Annotated in this window: 17 protein-coding genes and 2 pseudogenes; 7 read left to right on the top strand and 12 right to left on the bottom strand. The window is 33.8% G+C overall.

From position 1 onward, the window contains the following. Positions 1-148 precede the first annotated feature (148 nt). From ACZZZT_RS04065 to ACZZZT_RS04055, 3 genes are all read left to right on the top strand, one after another. Entirely contained in the window at positions 149-2932 is a 2784-nt protein-coding gene (locus ACZZZT_RS04065; RefSeq protein ID WP_073397459.1) for a TonB-dependent receptor, read from the top strand. 105 nt (positions 2933-3037) lie between these two features. After that, the gene (locus ACZZZT_RS04060; protein ID WP_463459495.1) at positions 3038-3481 is read left to right on the top strand and encodes a hypothetical protein; all 444 of its coding nucleotides are present in this window, start codon (positions 3038-3040) and stop codon (positions 3479-3481) included. Positions 3482-3565: 84 nt separating this feature from the next. Continuing rightward, positions 3566-4042, top strand: coding sequence for a septal ring lytic transglycosylase RlpA family protein (locus tag ACZZZT_RS04055; RefSeq protein WP_463462378.1), 477 nt, complete (start codon positions 3566-3568; stop codon positions 4040-4042). A gap of 32 nt (positions 4043-4074) precedes the next feature. Here the strand turns inward: ACZZZT_RS04055 and ACZZZT_RS04050 are convergent, their stop codons facing one another. Then, on the bottom strand, positions 4075-4530 hold the full coding sequence (locus ACZZZT_RS04050) for a DinB family protein (protein WP_463459494.1): 456 nt from the start codon (positions 4528-4530) through the stop codon (positions 4075-4077). A gap of 78 nt (positions 4531-4608) precedes the next feature. Between ACZZZT_RS04050 and ACZZZT_RS04045 the strand changes: the two genes are divergently transcribed. From ACZZZT_RS04045 to nadD, 4 genes are all read left to right on the top strand, one after another. After that, positions 4609-4962: an arsenate reductase family protein gene (locus tag ACZZZT_RS04045; RefSeq protein ID WP_042565482.1), complete on the top strand. Its 354-nt coding sequence runs from the start codon at positions 4609-4611 to the stop codon at positions 4960-4962. A gap of 358 nt (positions 4963-5320) precedes the next feature. Then, positions 5321-6181 (top strand): YicC/YloC family endoribonuclease, encoded by an 861-nt coding sequence (locus tag ACZZZT_RS04040; protein WP_042562914.1) that lies wholly within the window; start codon positions 5321-5323, stop codon positions 6179-6181. 108 nt (positions 6182-6289) lie between these two features. Beyond that, positions 6290-6862 (top strand): guanylate kinase, encoded by a 573-nt coding sequence (gmk, locus tag ACZZZT_RS04035; protein ID WP_463459493.1) that lies wholly within the window; start codon positions 6290-6292, stop codon positions 6860-6862. Between the two features lie 109 nt (positions 6863-6971). Next, positions 6972-7553 carry a nicotinate (nicotinamide) nucleotide adenylyltransferase gene (nadD, locus tag ACZZZT_RS04030; RefSeq protein ID WP_463459492.1) on the top strand — a complete coding sequence of 194 codons (582 nt, stop codon included), beginning with the start codon at positions 6972-6974 and terminating at the stop codon, positions 7551-7553. A 602-nt stretch (positions 7554-8155) separates the two neighbouring features. Here nadD and ACZZZT_RS04025 read toward each other — a convergent pair. From ACZZZT_RS04025 to prs, 11 genes and pseudogenes are all read right to left on the bottom strand, one after another. Further along, a pseudogene (locus tag ACZZZT_RS04025) lies at positions 8156-9624 on the bottom strand (nicotinate phosphoribosyltransferase). A gap of 160 nt (positions 9625-9784) precedes the next feature. Next, complete coding sequence (locus ACZZZT_RS04020; protein ID WP_463459491.1) at positions 9785-10516, bottom strand: metallophosphoesterase; 732 nt, start codon at positions 10514-10516, stop codon at positions 9785-9787. Between the two features lie 12 nt (positions 10517-10528). Continuing rightward, positions 10529-11368 carry an ADP-ribosylglycohydrolase family protein gene (locus tag ACZZZT_RS04015; protein WP_463459490.1) on the bottom strand — a complete coding sequence of 280 codons (840 nt, stop codon included), beginning with the start codon at positions 11366-11368 and terminating at the stop codon, positions 10529-10531. A gap of 37 nt (positions 11369-11405) precedes the next feature. Then, positions 11406-11954: an RNA 2'-phosphotransferase gene (locus ACZZZT_RS04010; protein ID WP_463459489.1), complete on the bottom strand. Its 549-nt coding sequence runs from the start codon at positions 11952-11954 to the stop codon at positions 11406-11408. Beyond that, complete coding sequence (locus ACZZZT_RS04005) at positions 11947-12594, bottom strand: DUF4291 domain-containing protein (protein ID WP_463459488.1); 648 nt, start codon at positions 12592-12594, stop codon at positions 11947-11949. The genes ACZZZT_RS04010 and ACZZZT_RS04005 overlap by 8 nt, the downstream gene beginning before the upstream one ends. 291 nt (positions 12595-12885) lie before the next feature. Then, positions 12886-13410, bottom strand: coding sequence for an O-acetyl-ADP-ribose deacetylase (locus ACZZZT_RS04000; RefSeq protein WP_463459487.1), 525 nt, complete (start codon positions 13408-13410; stop codon positions 12886-12888). A gap of 10 nt (positions 13411-13420) precedes the next feature. Next, positions 13421-13947 (bottom strand): annotated as a pseudogene (locus ACZZZT_RS03995) (NADAR family protein). Between the two features lie 8 nt (positions 13948-13955). After that, positions 13956-15038: an adenylosuccinate synthetase gene (locus tag ACZZZT_RS03990; protein ID WP_463459486.1), complete on the bottom strand. Its 1083-nt coding sequence runs from the start codon at positions 15036-15038 to the stop codon at positions 13956-13958. A 173-nt stretch (positions 15039-15211) separates the two neighbouring features. Then, positions 15212-16072 carry a hypothetical protein gene (locus tag ACZZZT_RS03985; protein ID WP_463459485.1) on the bottom strand — a complete coding sequence of 287 codons (861 nt, stop codon included), beginning with the start codon at positions 16070-16072 and terminating at the stop codon, positions 15212-15214. A gap of 2 nt (positions 16073-16074) precedes the next feature. Continuing rightward, positions 16075-16446, bottom strand: a complete 372-nt coding sequence (locus tag ACZZZT_RS03980; protein WP_463459484.1) for a hypothetical protein — start codon at positions 16444-16446, stop codon at positions 16075-16077. A 126-nt stretch (positions 16447-16572) separates the two neighbouring features. Further along, the gene (gene prs, locus ACZZZT_RS03975; RefSeq protein WP_463459483.1) at positions 16573-17406 is read right to left on the bottom strand and encodes a ribose-phosphate diphosphokinase; all 834 of its coding nucleotides are present in this window, start codon (positions 17404-17406) and stop codon (positions 16573-16575) included. Between the last annotated feature and the right edge of the window lie 198 nt (positions 17407-17604).

The following is a 17604-nucleotide window of genomic DNA, read 5'->3' as shown; positions in this document are numbered from 1 at the left end:
TCAAAAAAACTGATTTTAAGTAATACAAAAAGAAAAAATCATTTTAATGTGCAACAGATTAAACAAATCTACCCTTTCTTAACATTTTGATAACATTATCTGATTTTAATGTTATAATTTTGCCAAAAACAATAAACTAAATAAACAAATGAAGACAATGAAAAATTGGTTACTCACGGGACTATTGTTCATGATAGTTTCAACCGCATTTTCTCAAAACAAAATTACGGGTACTATTACCGATGGTGCTCTTTCTTTACCTGGTGCAAATGCAGCAGTTAAAGGATCTTCAGACGCTGGTTCAAGTGATTTTGATGGTAAATTTACGATTACAACTTCAGCTACATCTGGACAAGTTGTTGTTTCTTATCTTGGATACGAATCAAAAACAATTTCTTTTACTGTTGCAAATGGAGGAACTGCTAACTTAGGTGTTATTACTTTAAGCGCAAATTCAAATGAATTAAGCGAGATTGTTGTTAAAAGTAGCACAGTAGATATCGCAAAAGACAGAAAAACTCCTGTTGCGGTTTCAACTATTAAAGCAGCTGAAATTCAAGAGAAATTAGGTTCTCAGGAATTTCCTGAAATTCTTAAAAACACTCCTTCTGTATATACTACAAAAGCAGGTGGTGGATTTGGAGACTCAAGAATAAGCATTCGTGGTTTTGACCAAAAAAATATTGCGGTTATGATTAACGGTATGCCAGTTAATGACATGGAAGGTGGAACTGTATACTGGAGTAACTGGGCAGGTTTATCTGATGTAACTTCTGCAATGCAGGTTCAAAGAGGTTTAGGATCTTCAAAATTAGCAATTGCTTCTGTTGGAGGAACAATTAACATTTTGACAAAAGCTTCTGATTTAAAAGAAGGAGGATCAGTTTCAACTTCATTTGGAAATGATAACTATATTAAATCACAAGTTTCTTATTCTACAGGAAAATTAAGCAGTGGTCTTTCTGCATCTGTTTTATACAGCCATACTCAAGGTGACGGTTATGTAGACGGAACAAAATTTAATGGAGATAATTACTACATTGGTCTTGGTTATGCTACTAAAGATAACAAACACGACTTTCAATTTACTTTTACTGGTGCACCACAATGGCACAACCAAAGAACAAGTAATATTACTTTAGAAACATACCAAAAATACGGAACTGCTACTGATCCAAATATTAAATACAACTCTGACTGGGGTCTTTTAAACGGAAAAGAATTTAACATTAGAAGAAATTACTACCACAAACCGGTAGCTTCTCTTAACTGGGATTACAAAATTAACGAAACTACTAAATTATCAACTATCGCATACGCTTCTTTCGGACGTGGTGGTGGAACAAATGGTACTGGTGGAATTCAAGGAAGTAACTACGCTAACGCTAAATTAAGAACTGCAGACGGATTAGTTGATTATGACAAAATCGTAGCATACAACTCTGGTCAACCGGTAACTCTTGCTGGTGCAACAACACCAATTACTCGTACACCAAATGCTGCAGGTCAGTATCAAAATACGTCAAGTTCAGCAGGAACTGGAGCTGGTATTTCTCAAATTTCATCAATCAACTCTCATAACTGGTATGGTGCAATTATCAATTTAGATAAAAAACTAGGACAATACTTTACTTTAGATGCTGGTATTGATGTTAGAGGATACAAAGGTCTTCACTACCAAAACATCAACAACCTTTTAGGAGCTGACAATTATTTAGATAATTTTAATGTTAACAGCCCTAATAGAGTTTTAACTCAAACAAATTCTGTTTATCCTTCTTGGAATCCTTTCAAAAGTACAAGTGGAGAGGAAAAAATTAACTTCAACAATGATGGTGATGTAAACTGGTATGGTGCATTTACACAATTAGAATATTCTAATGATAATTTGACTGCATTTATTCAGGGAGCTATTTCTCAACAAGGTTTCAAAAGAGTAGATTATTTTAAATATGCATCTTCTGATCCATTATCTAGTACAGATTACGAAAACATCCTGGGAGGAAACGTAAAAGGAGGAGCTAACTACAACATTAACGAACACCACAATGTATTCGTTAACGCAGGTTACTATTCTAAACAACCTTTCTTTAACGCAGTTTATCCAGGAAATGCTTCAATTGTTAACCCACTTTTGACAAATGAAAAAATATTAGGTCTTGAGGCAGGATACGGATTTCGTTCAGGTATTTTCAATGCAAACGTGAACGTTTACCGTACATCTTGGAAAGATAGAAACTTAAGAATCACCGATACAAGAACAACAAATACTGGAGGTTATTTTGACTATACTGGAATTACAGAAGTACATACAGGTATTGAACTTGAAGGTACTGCAAGAGTTATGGACAAGTTAAAAATTAACGCAATGTTCTCTATGGGAGATTGGGAATATGAGGGAGAAGCAAACGCTACTACTTATGACAACCAAAATAATGTAGTTGAAAGCGCATTATTATATCTTGACAAAGTAAAAGTTGGTGATGCTGCACAACTAACAGCTTCTTTAGGAGCTACTTATGAAGTACTTACAAGATTGAACGTTGATGCAACTTACAACTATAATGAAAAATTATATGCTTTCTTAAATCCAAACAGTTTTACGGCTGCTGATAATAAAGGAGCTTTAGAGTTACCTTCTTATGGATTAGTAGATGCAGGTATTTCATACAAATGGTTAGTTGGAAGAACAAAAGCAAACTCTGTTAACTTTAGACTAAACGTAAACAACTTGTTTGACACAGTTTATATTGCTGAATCAAAAACAAACAACTTTGCTAGTGATAATCTTCCTGTTGCAGCTGGTCAACCAGCCGGATCAAATGGAACTTACGCTTCAAATGGTTTAGTTTACAGAGGAATTGCAACTAATAACGCAGTATTCTTCGGTTTCGGTAGAACTTGGAACTTTAGCTTACGTTACGATTTCTAATATTTAGAATCTAAATAAATATCAAAAACGGCATTGACTTTTAAGTTCAATGCCGTTTTTTTATACCCTTTTTTGTTATATTTGTTTCAATCAAAAAAACAATTTATGTATTATTTTCTACAAAAATTTCACTCTGGCTGGGCATATTTAGCTTTGCTTCTTTTATTAATTGCCGTTGTAAATGCTATCATCGGATTAACTTCAAAAAAAGATTTTACTGCTAAAGATCGTAAAATTGCCCTATTTGCTTTAATCGGAACTCATACTCAATTATTAATCGGTTTGATCCTTTATTTTGTGTCTCCTCTGGGAAAAGCTGCTTTCGGACAAATGTCTAACGCAGAACTTCGATTAACTTCATTAGAACATCCTCTAATTAATATTATAGCTATCATTCTAATCACAATTGGATGGTCTAAACATAAAAAACTAATTAATAGCGAAGCAAAATTTAAAACATTTGCTATTTTTTACGGTTTAGGATTATTGCTTATTTTGAGTAGAATCCCCGGAATCTGTGGTTTTAAAAACCATCAACTAAAGCCCTAAAATTAGGGCTTTTTTTATCTCGGCATATTATTTGTACAAAGTCCCCAAGTCTGAAAAACAATAACCCATGAGAATTAAAAAAACATTACCCTCTCTCTATTTGCAGTTACATTTTTAAGTTGTTTTACTACTATAACGAGTCAAAACAAAACAGCAGCAGAACCTCCTAAAATTATTCAGGACACAGTAAAAATTGGAAAATTATCGGTCCCGCCGTTGGAAAGTGATTCTATATTTACCGACAATGGTTTAAAATTAAAACCTTACAAAAAAAATGCACACGCTTCTTATTATGCTGATAAATTTACCGGAAGAAAAACAGCAAACGGAAGCAGGTTTGACAATAACAAATACACGGCAGCCCACAAAAAGCTCCCATTTGGTACCAGAATAAAAGTAACCAATGAAGCAAATGGGAAATTTGTAATTGTAAAAATTACCGATCGTGGTCCGTTTGTAAAAACACGCGAATTAGACCTCTCAAAAAGAGCTTTTATGGAAATAACAAAAAGCAAAGGTGCAGGTGCGATGAAAGTGACAATAGAAAGAATAATAGAATAATAAAAAAGTCCCATAATTGGGACTTTTTTTATTTAGACAAACTTTCGAATACTCATTATGATTCCGGTATGAATTCCTTCATGATAATTTACAAAGTCTAATGCGTCCTGAACATTTGTGAGTTCAAAACCCATACTTGTCATATAGGTCGTATAGTTTTGAAAAATTCGCTCATTAACATCTTTTTCAGTTTTATCTAAAGTTGAAAAAAGTAATGTTCTGATTTCATCAAGTTCTGATTGTGAAACGTCGCCTTCGGGTTTTGTTCCTTTTTTATATTTATCAATGAATTCATCAGAAACCAGCGTTGGTAAACCTGATAATTTATAGACTAAAACTTGTTGTGAAGAAATACAATGCGCCACATTCCAAATTAAATTATTACTATATCCTGCCGGAATTTTATTTAATTGTTCCAATGAATGATTATCCAAAATCTTCAGGAGAATTTCGCGAATGGTTTTCTGTACTTTAAAAACTGAACTCATATTTATATATTTTTTTATAAAATTAGTCATTTTTATATTTCAAATGGATTTTCTTTGTATTCTAATAAATCAGAAATCATGAACAAAATATATTACTTAGCTTCTTGCGATACGTGCCGAAAAATCATTAAAAGTTTACCAAAAGACAACAATCTGGTTTTTCACGATATTAAACAAAACCCGATTACAGAAGCTGAACTGGAAGAAATGTATAAACTTGCGGGAAGCTATGAGGCTTTATTCAGCAAAAAAGCACAGTTATACAAATCAATGGATTTAAAAAACAAGAATTTGACCGAAGCTGATTTTAAAAAATACATTCTGGAACATTATACTTTTATCAGCCGTCCGGTTTTTATTATTGATGAAAAAATTTATATTGGCAATACACAACCTGTGACATTACAGGTAATGAAGGCTTTAGAAAAATAATAACCCTAAAATTTCTAAGAATTCGGGGTTGCGTTAGGGATAAAAGCGGAAATCCTTTTTTTGAGCTTTTTCTGCTCAAAAAAAGATTGGGAGCGGATAGCCCGACCGAAGGGAACGCCCAAAAAACAATCTTAGCTCTAAAAAGTTAGCCACTAGTTTCACGAATTTACACGAATTAAAATTTTTAATTAATCGAAAAAATCAATAAATTCATTTTTGCTAATTCGCAAAGATTTAAACAATAGTAATTCGTGAAAATTCGTGAAATTCGTGGCAAACAAACTGTTTTAACAGATTAGCGATTTAAAACCCAAGACTGCAAAGTTTTATTTATCTTTGCGCCTTTATACTCAATTATATGATACAATCTATGACAGGGTTTGGCAAAGCTTCTTTGCAATTGCCTACAAAAAAAATTACCGTCGAAGTAAAATCCTTAAATAGTAAAGGTTTAGATTTAAACGTAAGAATGCCGTCGCTTTATCGCGAAATGGAACTAGGTTTAAGAACTCAGATTTCTACCAAACTTGAAAGAGGAAAAATTGATTTTGCAATCTATATCGAAAGTACTGCTGAACAAACTTCGACAAAAGTAAACGTTCCTGTTGTTAAAAATTATATCGCTCAACTAAGAGAAGTATATCCTGCTGCAGATGAAACGGAATTAATGAAAATGGCGATTCGTATGCCGGACACCTTAAAAACCGAGCGCGAAGAAATCGACGAAAACGACTGGGAACAAATTCAGGTTATTATCGAAGAAGCGCTGCAAAATATCCTAACTTTTAGAAAAGACGAAGGTGAATCTCTTGAAAAAGAATTCAACCTAAGAATTGGAAATATTCGTCAATATATGACAGATGCTTTAGAACTTGATCCGGAACGCGTTCAGGCAATAAAAGACCGTTTGCAAACTGCCATCTCAGAATTGAAAGTGAATGTTGATGAAAATCGTTTTGAACAAGAATTGATTTACTATTTAGAAAAACTGGATATTACAGAAGAAAAAGTCCGTTTAACGAACCATTTAGATTACTTCTTAGAAACTATAAAAGGTAAAGAAGCAAATGGTAGAAAATTAGGCTTTATTACTCAGGAAATGGGTCGTGAGATTAATACAATGGGGTCAAAATCGAATCATGCTCAAATGCAGAAATTGGTTGTGATGATGAAAGATGAATTGGAGAAGATTAAGGAACAGGTTTTGAATGTGTTGTAAAAGCTGTAGGCTTTAAGCTATAGGCTATAAGCAAAAAACACAGCAAACTAAAGCTTAAAGCGTACAGCCTAAAGCTTAAAGCATAAATTAAAGCCTAAAGCATAAATAATGAATAAAGGAAAATTAATTGTTTTTTCAGCACCATCTGGATCAGGAAAAACAACTATAGTAAAACATTTACTTGGGAAAGAGGACTTAAATTTAGAATTTTCGATCTCAGCGGCTTCTCGCGACCCTCGCGGAGAAGAAGAACACGGAAAAGATTATTATTTTATTTCGCTGGAAGAATTCAAAAAACACATTAAAGCCGAAAACTTCCTGGAATGGGAAGAAGTATATCGCGATAATTTTTACGGTACTTTAAAAGCGGAAATTGAGCGTATTTGGGCTTTAGGAAAAAATGTGATTTTTGATATTGATGTTGCCGGCGGATTGCGTATTAAACACAAATTTCCGGAACAAACCTTAGCCGTTTTTGTAAAACCACCAAGTGTTGACGAATTAAAACGCCGATTAAAAGAGCGTTCTACTGAAAGTGACGACAAAATCAACATGCGTATTGCAAAAGCTTCGGTTGAATTGGCGACGGCGCCACAATTTGATACGATTATTAAAAATTACGATTTAGATACAGCTAAAGAAGAAGCTTATCAGTTAGTGAAAGCTTTTGTAAATAAATAGTTATTACACGAAGATTCACAAAGTAAAAGCACAGAGTTGCACAAAGTTTTTTAAATAACTTTGTGAATCTTTGTGAAAACTCAGCGAATCTCTGCGAAACAAACCAAAAATGAAAATAGGTCTTTATTTCGGAACATATAATCCCATTCATGTTGGTCATATGATTATTGCCAATCACATGGCTGAGTTTGCCGATTTAGATCAGATTTGGATGGTGGTTACACCTCATAATCCGTTGAAAAAGAAAGCTACTTTATTAGACGATCATCAGCGCTTGCAAATGGTTTTTCTGGCTACAGAAGATTATCCAAAAATTAAACCTTCGGATATTGAGTTCAAATTACCTCAGCCGAATTATACGGTAAATACGTTGGTTCATTTGCAGGAAAAATATCCAACTCATGAATTTTCTCTAATAATGGGTGAAGACAATCTAAAAACGCTTCATAAATGGAAAAACTATGAAGTGATTCTGGAACATTATGATATTTATGTTTATCCGAGAATTTCTGAAGAACCTGAAAATACTGAACTAAAATCGCATCCAAAAGTGCATGTTATCGATGCGCCAATTGTAGAGATTTCTTCTACTTTTATTCGAAACAGCATTAAAGAAGGAAAAAATATTCAGCCGCTTTTACCGCCAAAAGTTTGGGAATATATTGATCATAATAATTTTTATAAGAAGTAAAAAAGCTGTCTGGAAATAATCAGACAGCTTTTTTATTTTAAAGTTCATTATCTCTCGCAATCTTGTCATTTTGACGTAAGGAGAAATCTCCGCAAGTAACTCCGTAACGAGAATCAATCCTTGTCGAGCTTCTCGCGGAGATTCCTCGTGCCCCGGAATGACAATGTTGGGGTTACTGTGCGCTCAAGGGATTAAAATCCCTTGCTACAAAATAAATCATTCCTTTGGAATTTCATAAAGAGTTCGGGAGGAACGGATTATATTGTAGGGATGGATTTCAATCCATTCTACACATGCAAAATCGCCAATCTTTGTCGAGTTACTTGCGAAGATTTATCGTCCCTCGAAATGACAAACTGGTGTACAAAAAAAGCCTGAATTATAAAATTCAGACTTTCGCTTTTAATATTAAATTATTTATGAATAGCTCCAGCGGAGCTTAATATTTATAGCTAACAATAAGCGTTTGGTTCAGAGCTCCATGGGAGCGTCATTCTGACCATCAAGTATATCACTCCGATGGGGTTTCCTTCTCGCAATCTCTAAATCCCTATAAACTATGTCGTCTCTTTGGGACTATTCTAAATCATAATTAAACTTTTTTATGCTTCAACATTAACGGCACTTTTAACTCTCGCTCTAACATCACTCAAAGACTGATCAACTAAAAGTTTTCCATCTCTAAAAACCTCTTTCAATTCACCTTGTTTTTCTTCTTCCCAAGAAACATTATCAGTTAAATGGTATACACCATCAACTAAATCAATTTTCATTAATCCTTTAGCCGATTTTTTAGTTCCGTCATCAGTAATTGGATCTTTGAAGATAGCTCTTCCTTCTCCGTCAACTTCACCGTAAGTTGCTTTCATGGCAAAACCGAAAGTATCTCTGGTGTTATATTGATAGGTAAAAGAACCAATTCCTAAAACAACGTTTGTAGAGGCAAATCCTTTTTCTTTTAATCTTTCTGCAATTTGAGTTGCTCTTGCTACCGTAATACTATCGCCGTAAATAGCGCCAATTTGCGGAATAAGCTCTTTATATCCTTTTGCATTGGTTGTTCCTCCAAAAACATCCCAAAGAAGCTCAATTACGCCTTTCTTTTCTTGTTCTGTTTTTCCGTTTGGATTTCCGCAGATAATATCAACCGGATCACCACTATCTGGTCGAATCACTACTTTTCCTTCTCTGGCAACAATATCTTCTTTTAAACGTGGTAAATAATCCGTTAGCACTTTCCATAAATCCCAAGTATCAGAAACGATAGAAACAATTCCTTTTGGATAAACCTCAGTCACTAATCTTTTAAACGTTTCGCACTCGCCTTCAGTAGTTCCCATACACATTACAGAATGCTCTGTTGCTGCCACTGAACCTGCGATTAATTCTTTATCTGAATTGGCATTGTAATAATCTTCGAAGAAATCAATTACAGGAATAGTATCTGATCCTGTAAAACTCAATAAGTGACCGGCTGCAGAAGTTATCGCCGCTTCGATTCCGCCCATACCTCTCATAGAGAAATCGTGTGCCTGCCAATCTACAAATTCAGGAACAGAAGAAGTTTCGTCAGCGTATTTGTCTAATACTTTTCTGTATTCTTTGGCAATTGTAGCAGAGTTACAAGGAAGCCAGATTACCGCAGAAAGTAACGTTTCGAAATAATTCGTCAGCCAGAAAAATTCCGGAATCGTATTATACATTGTAAACATTGGTACTCTCAAAGGCACGCTTGCTCCTTCCGGCAAGGCTTTAAAAACCATCGGAATATATCCTAAATCGTGTAAATCTTCGATATGTTTAGTTCCGACTTGGTTCTCTCCCAAATAATTATTGATTCTTCGTGCGTATTTTTTTACTACTTCTTCTTTTGGCTGTTTGAAAAAATCAGCATCAAAATCGTGAATAATATATTTTTTAATAAAATATTGTAATCCAAAAACACCACCTCATCAAGACCTTCAATTCTTGATTTTCTTGGTGTCCAGTTAGAATATACTAATGTTGTTTTGTCCGGGTATTGTCTTCTGTGGTCAACTTTGTAACCGTCTGTTAATAATAGTGGGTTCATATATTTTAGTTATTTAAATTCTCGTAAATTTTGGGTTTCACAGAGATTCACAAAGTTTATCACAGAGACTCGCAAAGTTTTAATTTTCTTTGTGCTGTTTTGTGTTTTCTCTTCGCGTGTCTTTGTGTAATTATTCTTTGTCCTCAATCCTATTTCAAAACTACTTATTTCTTCCTTTTTCATTTATATAAAATGTCTGCACAACATCGCTTTGCCAAAATACTTTTGTTTCTATATCAATACAACTTAATTTTCCATAAAAACCTGCGCCTGTATCAATATTCCAGACATTACAGCCTTGCATTGGAATTTCGATATTATAATGAAGTGTTGGCGTATGGCCAATGTAAATTTCATTATAAAGCAACAATCTTTTAGGATAGGATAGCGAATCTTTTTGGATTCTCTTATCCATCGTTAAAGCCATTTCCCACAGTGTTCTGTCCCACGAAAAATTGCTTGCATAATGTTCTTTTTCCGGACCGTGCATGGATGAAAAACCAGCGTGAATAAACAAATTATTATGCTCATCTACAAAATAATCTTTCATATTTGCAAAAAATTCAAGATGTTTCTCTTTTTCCAAAGAATCAATGTTCTGATAACTTTCTATAGTTGATTTTCCACCATGCAGATACCAAATATCATTTACAACATCATTCTTCAACCATTCGTGACACCAAACATCATGATTTCCGCGTATAAAAATACATTCTTGTTTTTGAGATAAGTCGATCAAAAAACCAACAACTTGTGCTGATTCACTCCAGCCATCTACATAATCTCCAAGAAAAATAAGCCTGGCATTTTCTTTAACGGCAACTTTTTCAAGTAATTGAATTAAAGCTTTTAAACCACCGTGAATATCCCCAAAAACTAATGTTCGTTTCATATATTGGCTTAATTACTTAAACTTATTCAATAGGTCCAAATCTAATTTAGTCAAAAAGTCTTTCCCAAACTTATCGTTTTCTAACTCTTCATACAAAAACGAAGGCAGCACTTTCTCGCAATTTTGTTTGTGACTTAAAATTGCCATACATAAAGCAGCAACAGTATCTGTATCTCCGCCATAATCAATGCTTGTTTTCAAACAATCTTTCATTGACGTTGCTTCAGATACAATCTTAATAACCGCTTGTGTTGTTGGATATCCGTGCATGTCAATTGGAGAAGTAATTCTATAATTCTCATTTTCCTTTAAAGTTTCATTTAGAAACTCCATCAAAGTAGATCCGTCACCCAAATTATATTTAAAATAATGAACCGACAAAGCAATACGTTTCGCACAACTTATTCCTTCAACCGTAAGATGAGAAGTTTTTGCCTGAATTTCGCAAAAAGCTAACAATTGCTCTATATTTTTTACGTAACCAATAGAATACGCTCTCATTGCAGAACCGTTTCCGTTACTGCCGTTATTGATTATTTTGATGAAATCAACTCCATTTTTACTGGCGTCTAAAGCATTGTAAACCCGATCTGAATATCCTCGTCTTTTATCCCTGTGAAATACTTCGACAAACTTATCAGCAACTTTAATCTCGTTCCAATTATCATCTTCTAATAACAATTCTGAAATTGCAATTGCCATTTGAGTATCATCTGTATATCTTTTATAAATTTCAGTATAAAGTCCGTGTTTATGATATTGAGTCAGATCGTTGTTTTGAGAAATAAAATCTAAATCTCGAAATTCAAAACCTGCACCGTATGCGTCGCCTATTGCTGCTTCTAGAATCATAACTATTATTTTTGGTTGTTAATTTGGGGGATTCTGTTTATGCTTTAAACTCTATATATTTTACCGGAACTTCATCTGTTAACCAAACATTATTTTCGGATAAATAAAATTTAAATCCATCTTTATGCATGTCGCCGCTTCTAACAGTCAAAATTTGAGCAACTCCTCTTCTACTGCCTACTTTTATCGCCGTTTCACGATCTTTAGAAAGATGCACATGCTGACGGCTCATTTTTTGTAAACCTTCTTTTTTAATGCTTTCCAAAAACTTTGCAACAGTTCCGTGGTATAAATATTCCGAAGGTTCACTTTCGTTTAAATTTAATTCAACTGAAATCGAATGTCCCTGACTTGCTCTTATTTTCGTTTTATCTTCATTAAAAGCAAAACGCTTTTTATCATTGTTTTCTACTACATAATCCAGAAGTTCTGAATTTAATGTTTTTCCTTTCTTATTGCATTTTGTAATTAATTCCTCAACATCTGCCCAACCGTTTTCGTCTAATTTTAGTCCGATCTTTTCTGGTGAATGTCTAAGTATCAAACTCAGAAACTTACTTACATCTTTTGTTATTTTCTCATTCATTATTTCCAGAGATTTTTAATTTTTTATTCAGTTCCTGATCTTTAAAAAGGAAAGGTTTTTCAGCAGGAACCATCAGTTTTTCTAATTCTTTATTCTGAACAAATTCGTATTGTTCTTTTACAAATTCAGAAATATCTTCGATCAACACTATGTCTTCTTTTGCAAAAGACTTTATAAAATCTTCTCGTAAACCAATCTGAATTGCTCTTCGCTCCAACTTATTCCCATACGGATCATGATCTGGATCCCATTGTAATCTTACAGAAGATGTTTTTACACTTTCTTTCCATTCTTCCTGACTCATTTCGAGTGAAGGGCTGTAAGACGAATAAACCGCGTTTTCTAAATATTTATTGAATGCCGAAATTTTAAGGTGAATCGCCAAAACGACTTCTTGCCCTTCTTTTGTTCCCCAACCGTTTCTGTACATCATCCACAGAAAATTTGGTTTGATCCACGTCATTCTATCCAGGCTAAATGCTCCGCCAAAATATTGATTTTTTGCAGCAAATTCGCCAATTTCTTTTCGGTACGATTGATACACTATTATTTCTTCCTCGTCATATTGAGCCATAATGTGATAGCCTGATTTTGGCCATTCTACAATTTGCTCATCGTATTTTTTTAATTCTATTTTCATTTTGTATTGTACACAATATCTTCATTGTGTTATTTTTAATTTTAATTATCTGAGTTAGATTGTAAAATGCAAATCCCAGGGGGATGCTATATTTATAGAAAGTTTAATTTATTTCAAACGAACCCCATCGGGGTGACATATTTTTGAATTCAAAATACAAGAGGATATATCGCTCCGATGGAGCTTTTTTCATAAATACATATCTATTTTGCTATAAATATTATGCTCCGATGAAGCTTATAATAATCAATATCTATCCATCTTTTTTAAAATTCTAAACCACGATCTAACTCATTTTTTATCTATTTTTTCTAATAAATCATTGTAGATTTTATAACTCTCATCATCAAAGCAAACAAATATTACTTTTTCTATTTCTGAAATTTTATCGAAATTTAGAACTGTTTTTATAGCAATTTCTGCTGCTTTATCTTTTGGAAAATGATAAATTCCTGTGCTAATACCCGGAAAAGCTATCGTTTTAATGTTATTTTCAACAGCCAGTTCTAAACTGTTCTGATAACAAGCTGCAAGCAAATTCTTTTTTTCTTCTTTATCTCCATTCCAAACCGGACCAACAGTATGAATTACATATTTAGAAGGCAAATTACCCGCCGTTGTAATAACCGCTTCTCCAACTTTACATCCGCCTTGTTTGTTTCGAATCTGGATGCATTCGTCTAAAATTACTTTTCCGCCTTTTCTGTGAATGGCACCGTCAACTCCACCTCCGCCAAGCAAAGAAGTATTCGCTGCATTTACAATTGCATCAACATGAATTTCAGTAATGTCTGCTTTGAGAATTTCTACTTCCATAATTCTAACTTTATTCTAATTCATCCCTAACTTCCATCAAAGCAAAACCCAGCAAATTCAAGCCTTTCCATTTCTTCGGATTCATAACATCTTTGTGATCACCAGCCATCCCGATTCCCCAAATGGCATCAACGGGACTTGCTTCTACTATTACCCTGTCTTTTGTATTTAGTAAAAAGTTTTTAACTCCGGATTTTGACTGAATTTATGATAATTACCTTCTTTGACAATGTCAAATCTAGCGGCTAACCAAAGCGTTTCATTATAATTCTTTACTTCTCTTCCTAGCTTTTTAGCTTCGGCAGGAGAATTGGCTTTAATGATTTTTTCTAAAACTACATTGTCCTTAAACAATTCGGCTTTTTTGGCCATCATCCAATGTTCTGCAGTTTTGTAGATCACTTTATCGACTTCAAAAGAGCTTAACCACCATTGACTAAAACAGGTTTTCGAAATACTTCCGTCCTTATTGGGCTGATGTCCCCAGAAAAACAAAAATTTATTTTCCGGATCTATATTTTCTATATTATATTTCATTTTTTCTTTTATTGAAACAAAGAAGTTATCTGTTTGAAATCTTTAGAATCGGGTGAAAATGATCCATAGATTTCCTTAAACTCTGTTGTTAAATGTTCAAACTCATAATCTTGTTCTAGCTGATCCATACAGGTTACAACCAAATTTCTTTTTGCGTTAAAACTGTAAGCTGCATCCAACTTTAAACTATAATTTAAAAGATTATAATCTAAATCGCCTGTTCGAAATTCTCTTTGAAAATCATTGTAAACACAGGTTTCTTCTTCGTTGTTTTTTAATTTTAATTCTCTTTCATTTGCCATCCAGCCGCTTCCATGTCGGGTTGAATAACTTCTCGTAACATAATAAACCTCAACATCCTCTATTTTTAATTTCTGGCAGATTTCAACTGCATTTTTTGAAGTTGTATTCGCATACGTTACATTCGGAAAAACACCGTGATCCATGTCGAGTAAAATTCCCTGGCTTCCTTCAAAAATCAGGTTTTCGTATTTTTCTAAAAAACTATAATCGCTGATATTCCATTGTATTTTATCAATAATTTCTAAGTAATGATGTACTTCTGCATCGGTTTCACTTTCATTTAAAAAACCGTAGTAATAGGCGATTTTATCCAGTTTCTCCAAAAGCATTTGTCTTGGCGCAATCAAATCAATCGCATACAATTTATACTGACCTTCATTTCGTTTCATCGTCGCTCCAACACCTTTTCCGCAAGTTCCGTGATCCAGATTTCTCACGTTATTTCGGTTTTGCCAAACATCAAACGGAGTTGTTATTTTGGCTAATGGATGAATATGAAGTTCAACATTGCCGCCTTTTGCTTCCAGTTCTTCTTTTTCATTGAATAAAAAAACCGGATGAATCGTGCAATGTTCGCCATAATAAGAAGGCAAACCGCGAAGTGCTCCGCTGGCAAAACTCGAATGAACGTGTTTTTTACCGTCAATCATTACGGTATGTGCCGCTTGCTGTCCGCCTGAAAACCGAATAACTATAGATTCAGGATTTTGCTTCGCCAGAAAATCTGTTGTAATTCCTTTTCCTTCATCACCAAATCCTAAACCTATAACTATTTGAGCTGTTTTCATTTTTTTAACTGTTGTGCAAATATTTTAAACACATAGAATCATAGACTTTCGAAGCTTAAGAAAGGCGTTTCACTAGTTTAAATTCACATAGTAACTATGTGTTAGAAACTAGTTTCTTTTTGTTTTCTTTTATTCAAAAACAAAAACCTATGTTTCTATGTGTTTAGAAAAAATTAAAGCATTTCTATATTATCTAATCTGTCAAGCGGAATCGTTCCTAAACCTAAACCTGAATTTTTATGTTTATCGCAAATGATTTTCTTGATTACATTCGGGATTTCCTTATGATCTTCGATAGACAAACAATTTTGACCCAATAATTCTTTCCAGGCCACATTTGCTCTTACGGCCTGATCAGAATGTAATACGCTGATATGATACACTTCGTAACGTTTTTGCGCTTCTTTTAATAATTCAAGAGACGTATATGTTTGCTGTCCTGAACCCATTATTTCTTTTATGGCAGAAGCCGGAAGTGTTGGTAAATTTGGCTCGTCACCAACAGTAAACAACAATCCTTTTTGACCTCTTTTTTCGAAAGCATCGGTTTTGGTATGAAAAGCGGCAAAATACCACGCCAAAAGATAACTTTCTCCAGCGTTTCCTCCGCCTCCACCTTCGATATACGTTCTCGTTAACCACATATCCAGTTCTTCATCGCCAGATTCAAATTGTCCAACCTGAAGCGGAAATCTGTCGCATTCGTGATCTCCAATTCCTAAAAACAAAAGTGCCGGATCCGGAACACCACCCTGAATGATTCCACCCATTAATTTTGGAAGTCCATCCTTAATCAATTCATGCGGAATATGCCCCATACTTCCCGTAACATCCAATCCCAGAATAATTGGAACTGTATTTGGATGAACTTCAGAATCTCTTGCTTCTCTAAACGTAATACCATTCGGATTCATAGATTCATGTGCCATTCGCAATGAATTTTGCGTGAAAATTTCACTTGCTGATTTTTTTCCGTAACCTGCTGCTTCGGCTCTGCTCAAACGAGCGCCTAAATCGTATCTTGTACCTCCCATGATTAAAAAGTTTTACCAAATAAATATTCAAATCTCTTTTTTGTCACTTCAAACTGAATATTTAAATTTCTGATTGTTAATGATAATTCCATATCTCTTTGCACAAACGCTTCCGGTTGAAAGTCGGCAAAAGTCAAACTATTCTTGTCAAGCGGACTAATATCGATAAGGCCTTCCTGCTCTCTTTCGAGCCTTTTTATTTTTAATTCGATGTCTTCAACTCGACGTCTGTATATTAATTCAGAATCTTCACCAATGGTTTTGGCTCTGTCTTCTCTTATCTGATCATTGTTTCTTTTTAAAGACTCAATAAATCTTGGTTTTAAATCATCGCTCATAATGTTTGTGGTTAGTTTCAGTTTTTTTTGTTTCATGTTTCAAGTTGCATACTGAGCTTGAAACTTGGAATCTTAAACTTGAAACGGTTAATAGTTTTTGCTTTTTGTTTCAGGTTTCACGTTTGCTTGGAAACTTGAAACCTGAAACTTGAAACCCTTTATTTAGACCAATTGATCTAATTTAATAACTTGAACACTTTCGCCTTCGAAGTCTTTTACTGAATTGGTTGTGAATATTTTATCGAAACAATTTAAAACTTCAAAACCTTTATTGAAGATTCCGTGGCTTACGGCTAAGTATAATTTTCCGGCATTTTTCTTTTTTAATTCTTCGGCTAAGCCAACAAAAGTTCCACCACCGTCGCAAATATCATCTACAATTAAACAATCTATTCCGTTTAAGTCATCTTCGTACACTTTAAAACCAGATAATTTTCCGGTTTTTACGTCGCGGCTTTTACTGCATTCTACCACATCAACACCACCTAAAAATTCAGAAACTTTATAGATTTTCTTCAGAGCGCCACCGTCCGGAGAAATTAATTTTACGTTTTCGCCAATTATATTTAAAACTTCTTTGATGAAAGTATGATTCGGAATCACTTCGCAGTTGTTTACCAATGCCGGAGTAACTTCAGAGTGCGCATCAAAAACAAAAACTTTATTTAGTTGAAGTCCGTTGATGATATCTGCATATACTTTTACAGAAAGAGATTCTCCTTTTATCATAACACGATCTTGTCTTGCAGCCGGAAAATACGGAATAAACAAATCGATAACTTTAACATCCATTCTACGCAGAGCATCTACTGTGATACACAATAAACCCAAATCGTTGAATGAATTTAATCGGTGTGTAATGGTTACTTTCTGATTATGATCAAAATCCGGATTGATTTTAATGTGTGGTTCTCCTCCAGAAAATGTAAAACTTTGAAATTTGATTTCTTCCTGATTCGTTACAGGAGTGAATTTTGGGTTTAAATTTAGTATCATAGTTTTTTAATTTGCGTTAATTATACGCAAATATAGATTTAATTATTTAATAAACAATTTTATTTTGTGTAAAATTTACGCAAACATGCTCTTTTTATTTTATAAACATAATTTTATATTCGTTAAAACACTTATAATCAAAGATTAAAAGTGTTTTTTTTGAACCATTAAGAGATTAAGAAAAATTAAGATATGCTA

The organism is Flavobacterium sp. AC274, assembly GCF_979258275.1.
Note: the sequence above shows the minus strand (reverse complement) of the source record. Positions and strands in the feature narration are given on the sequence as shown.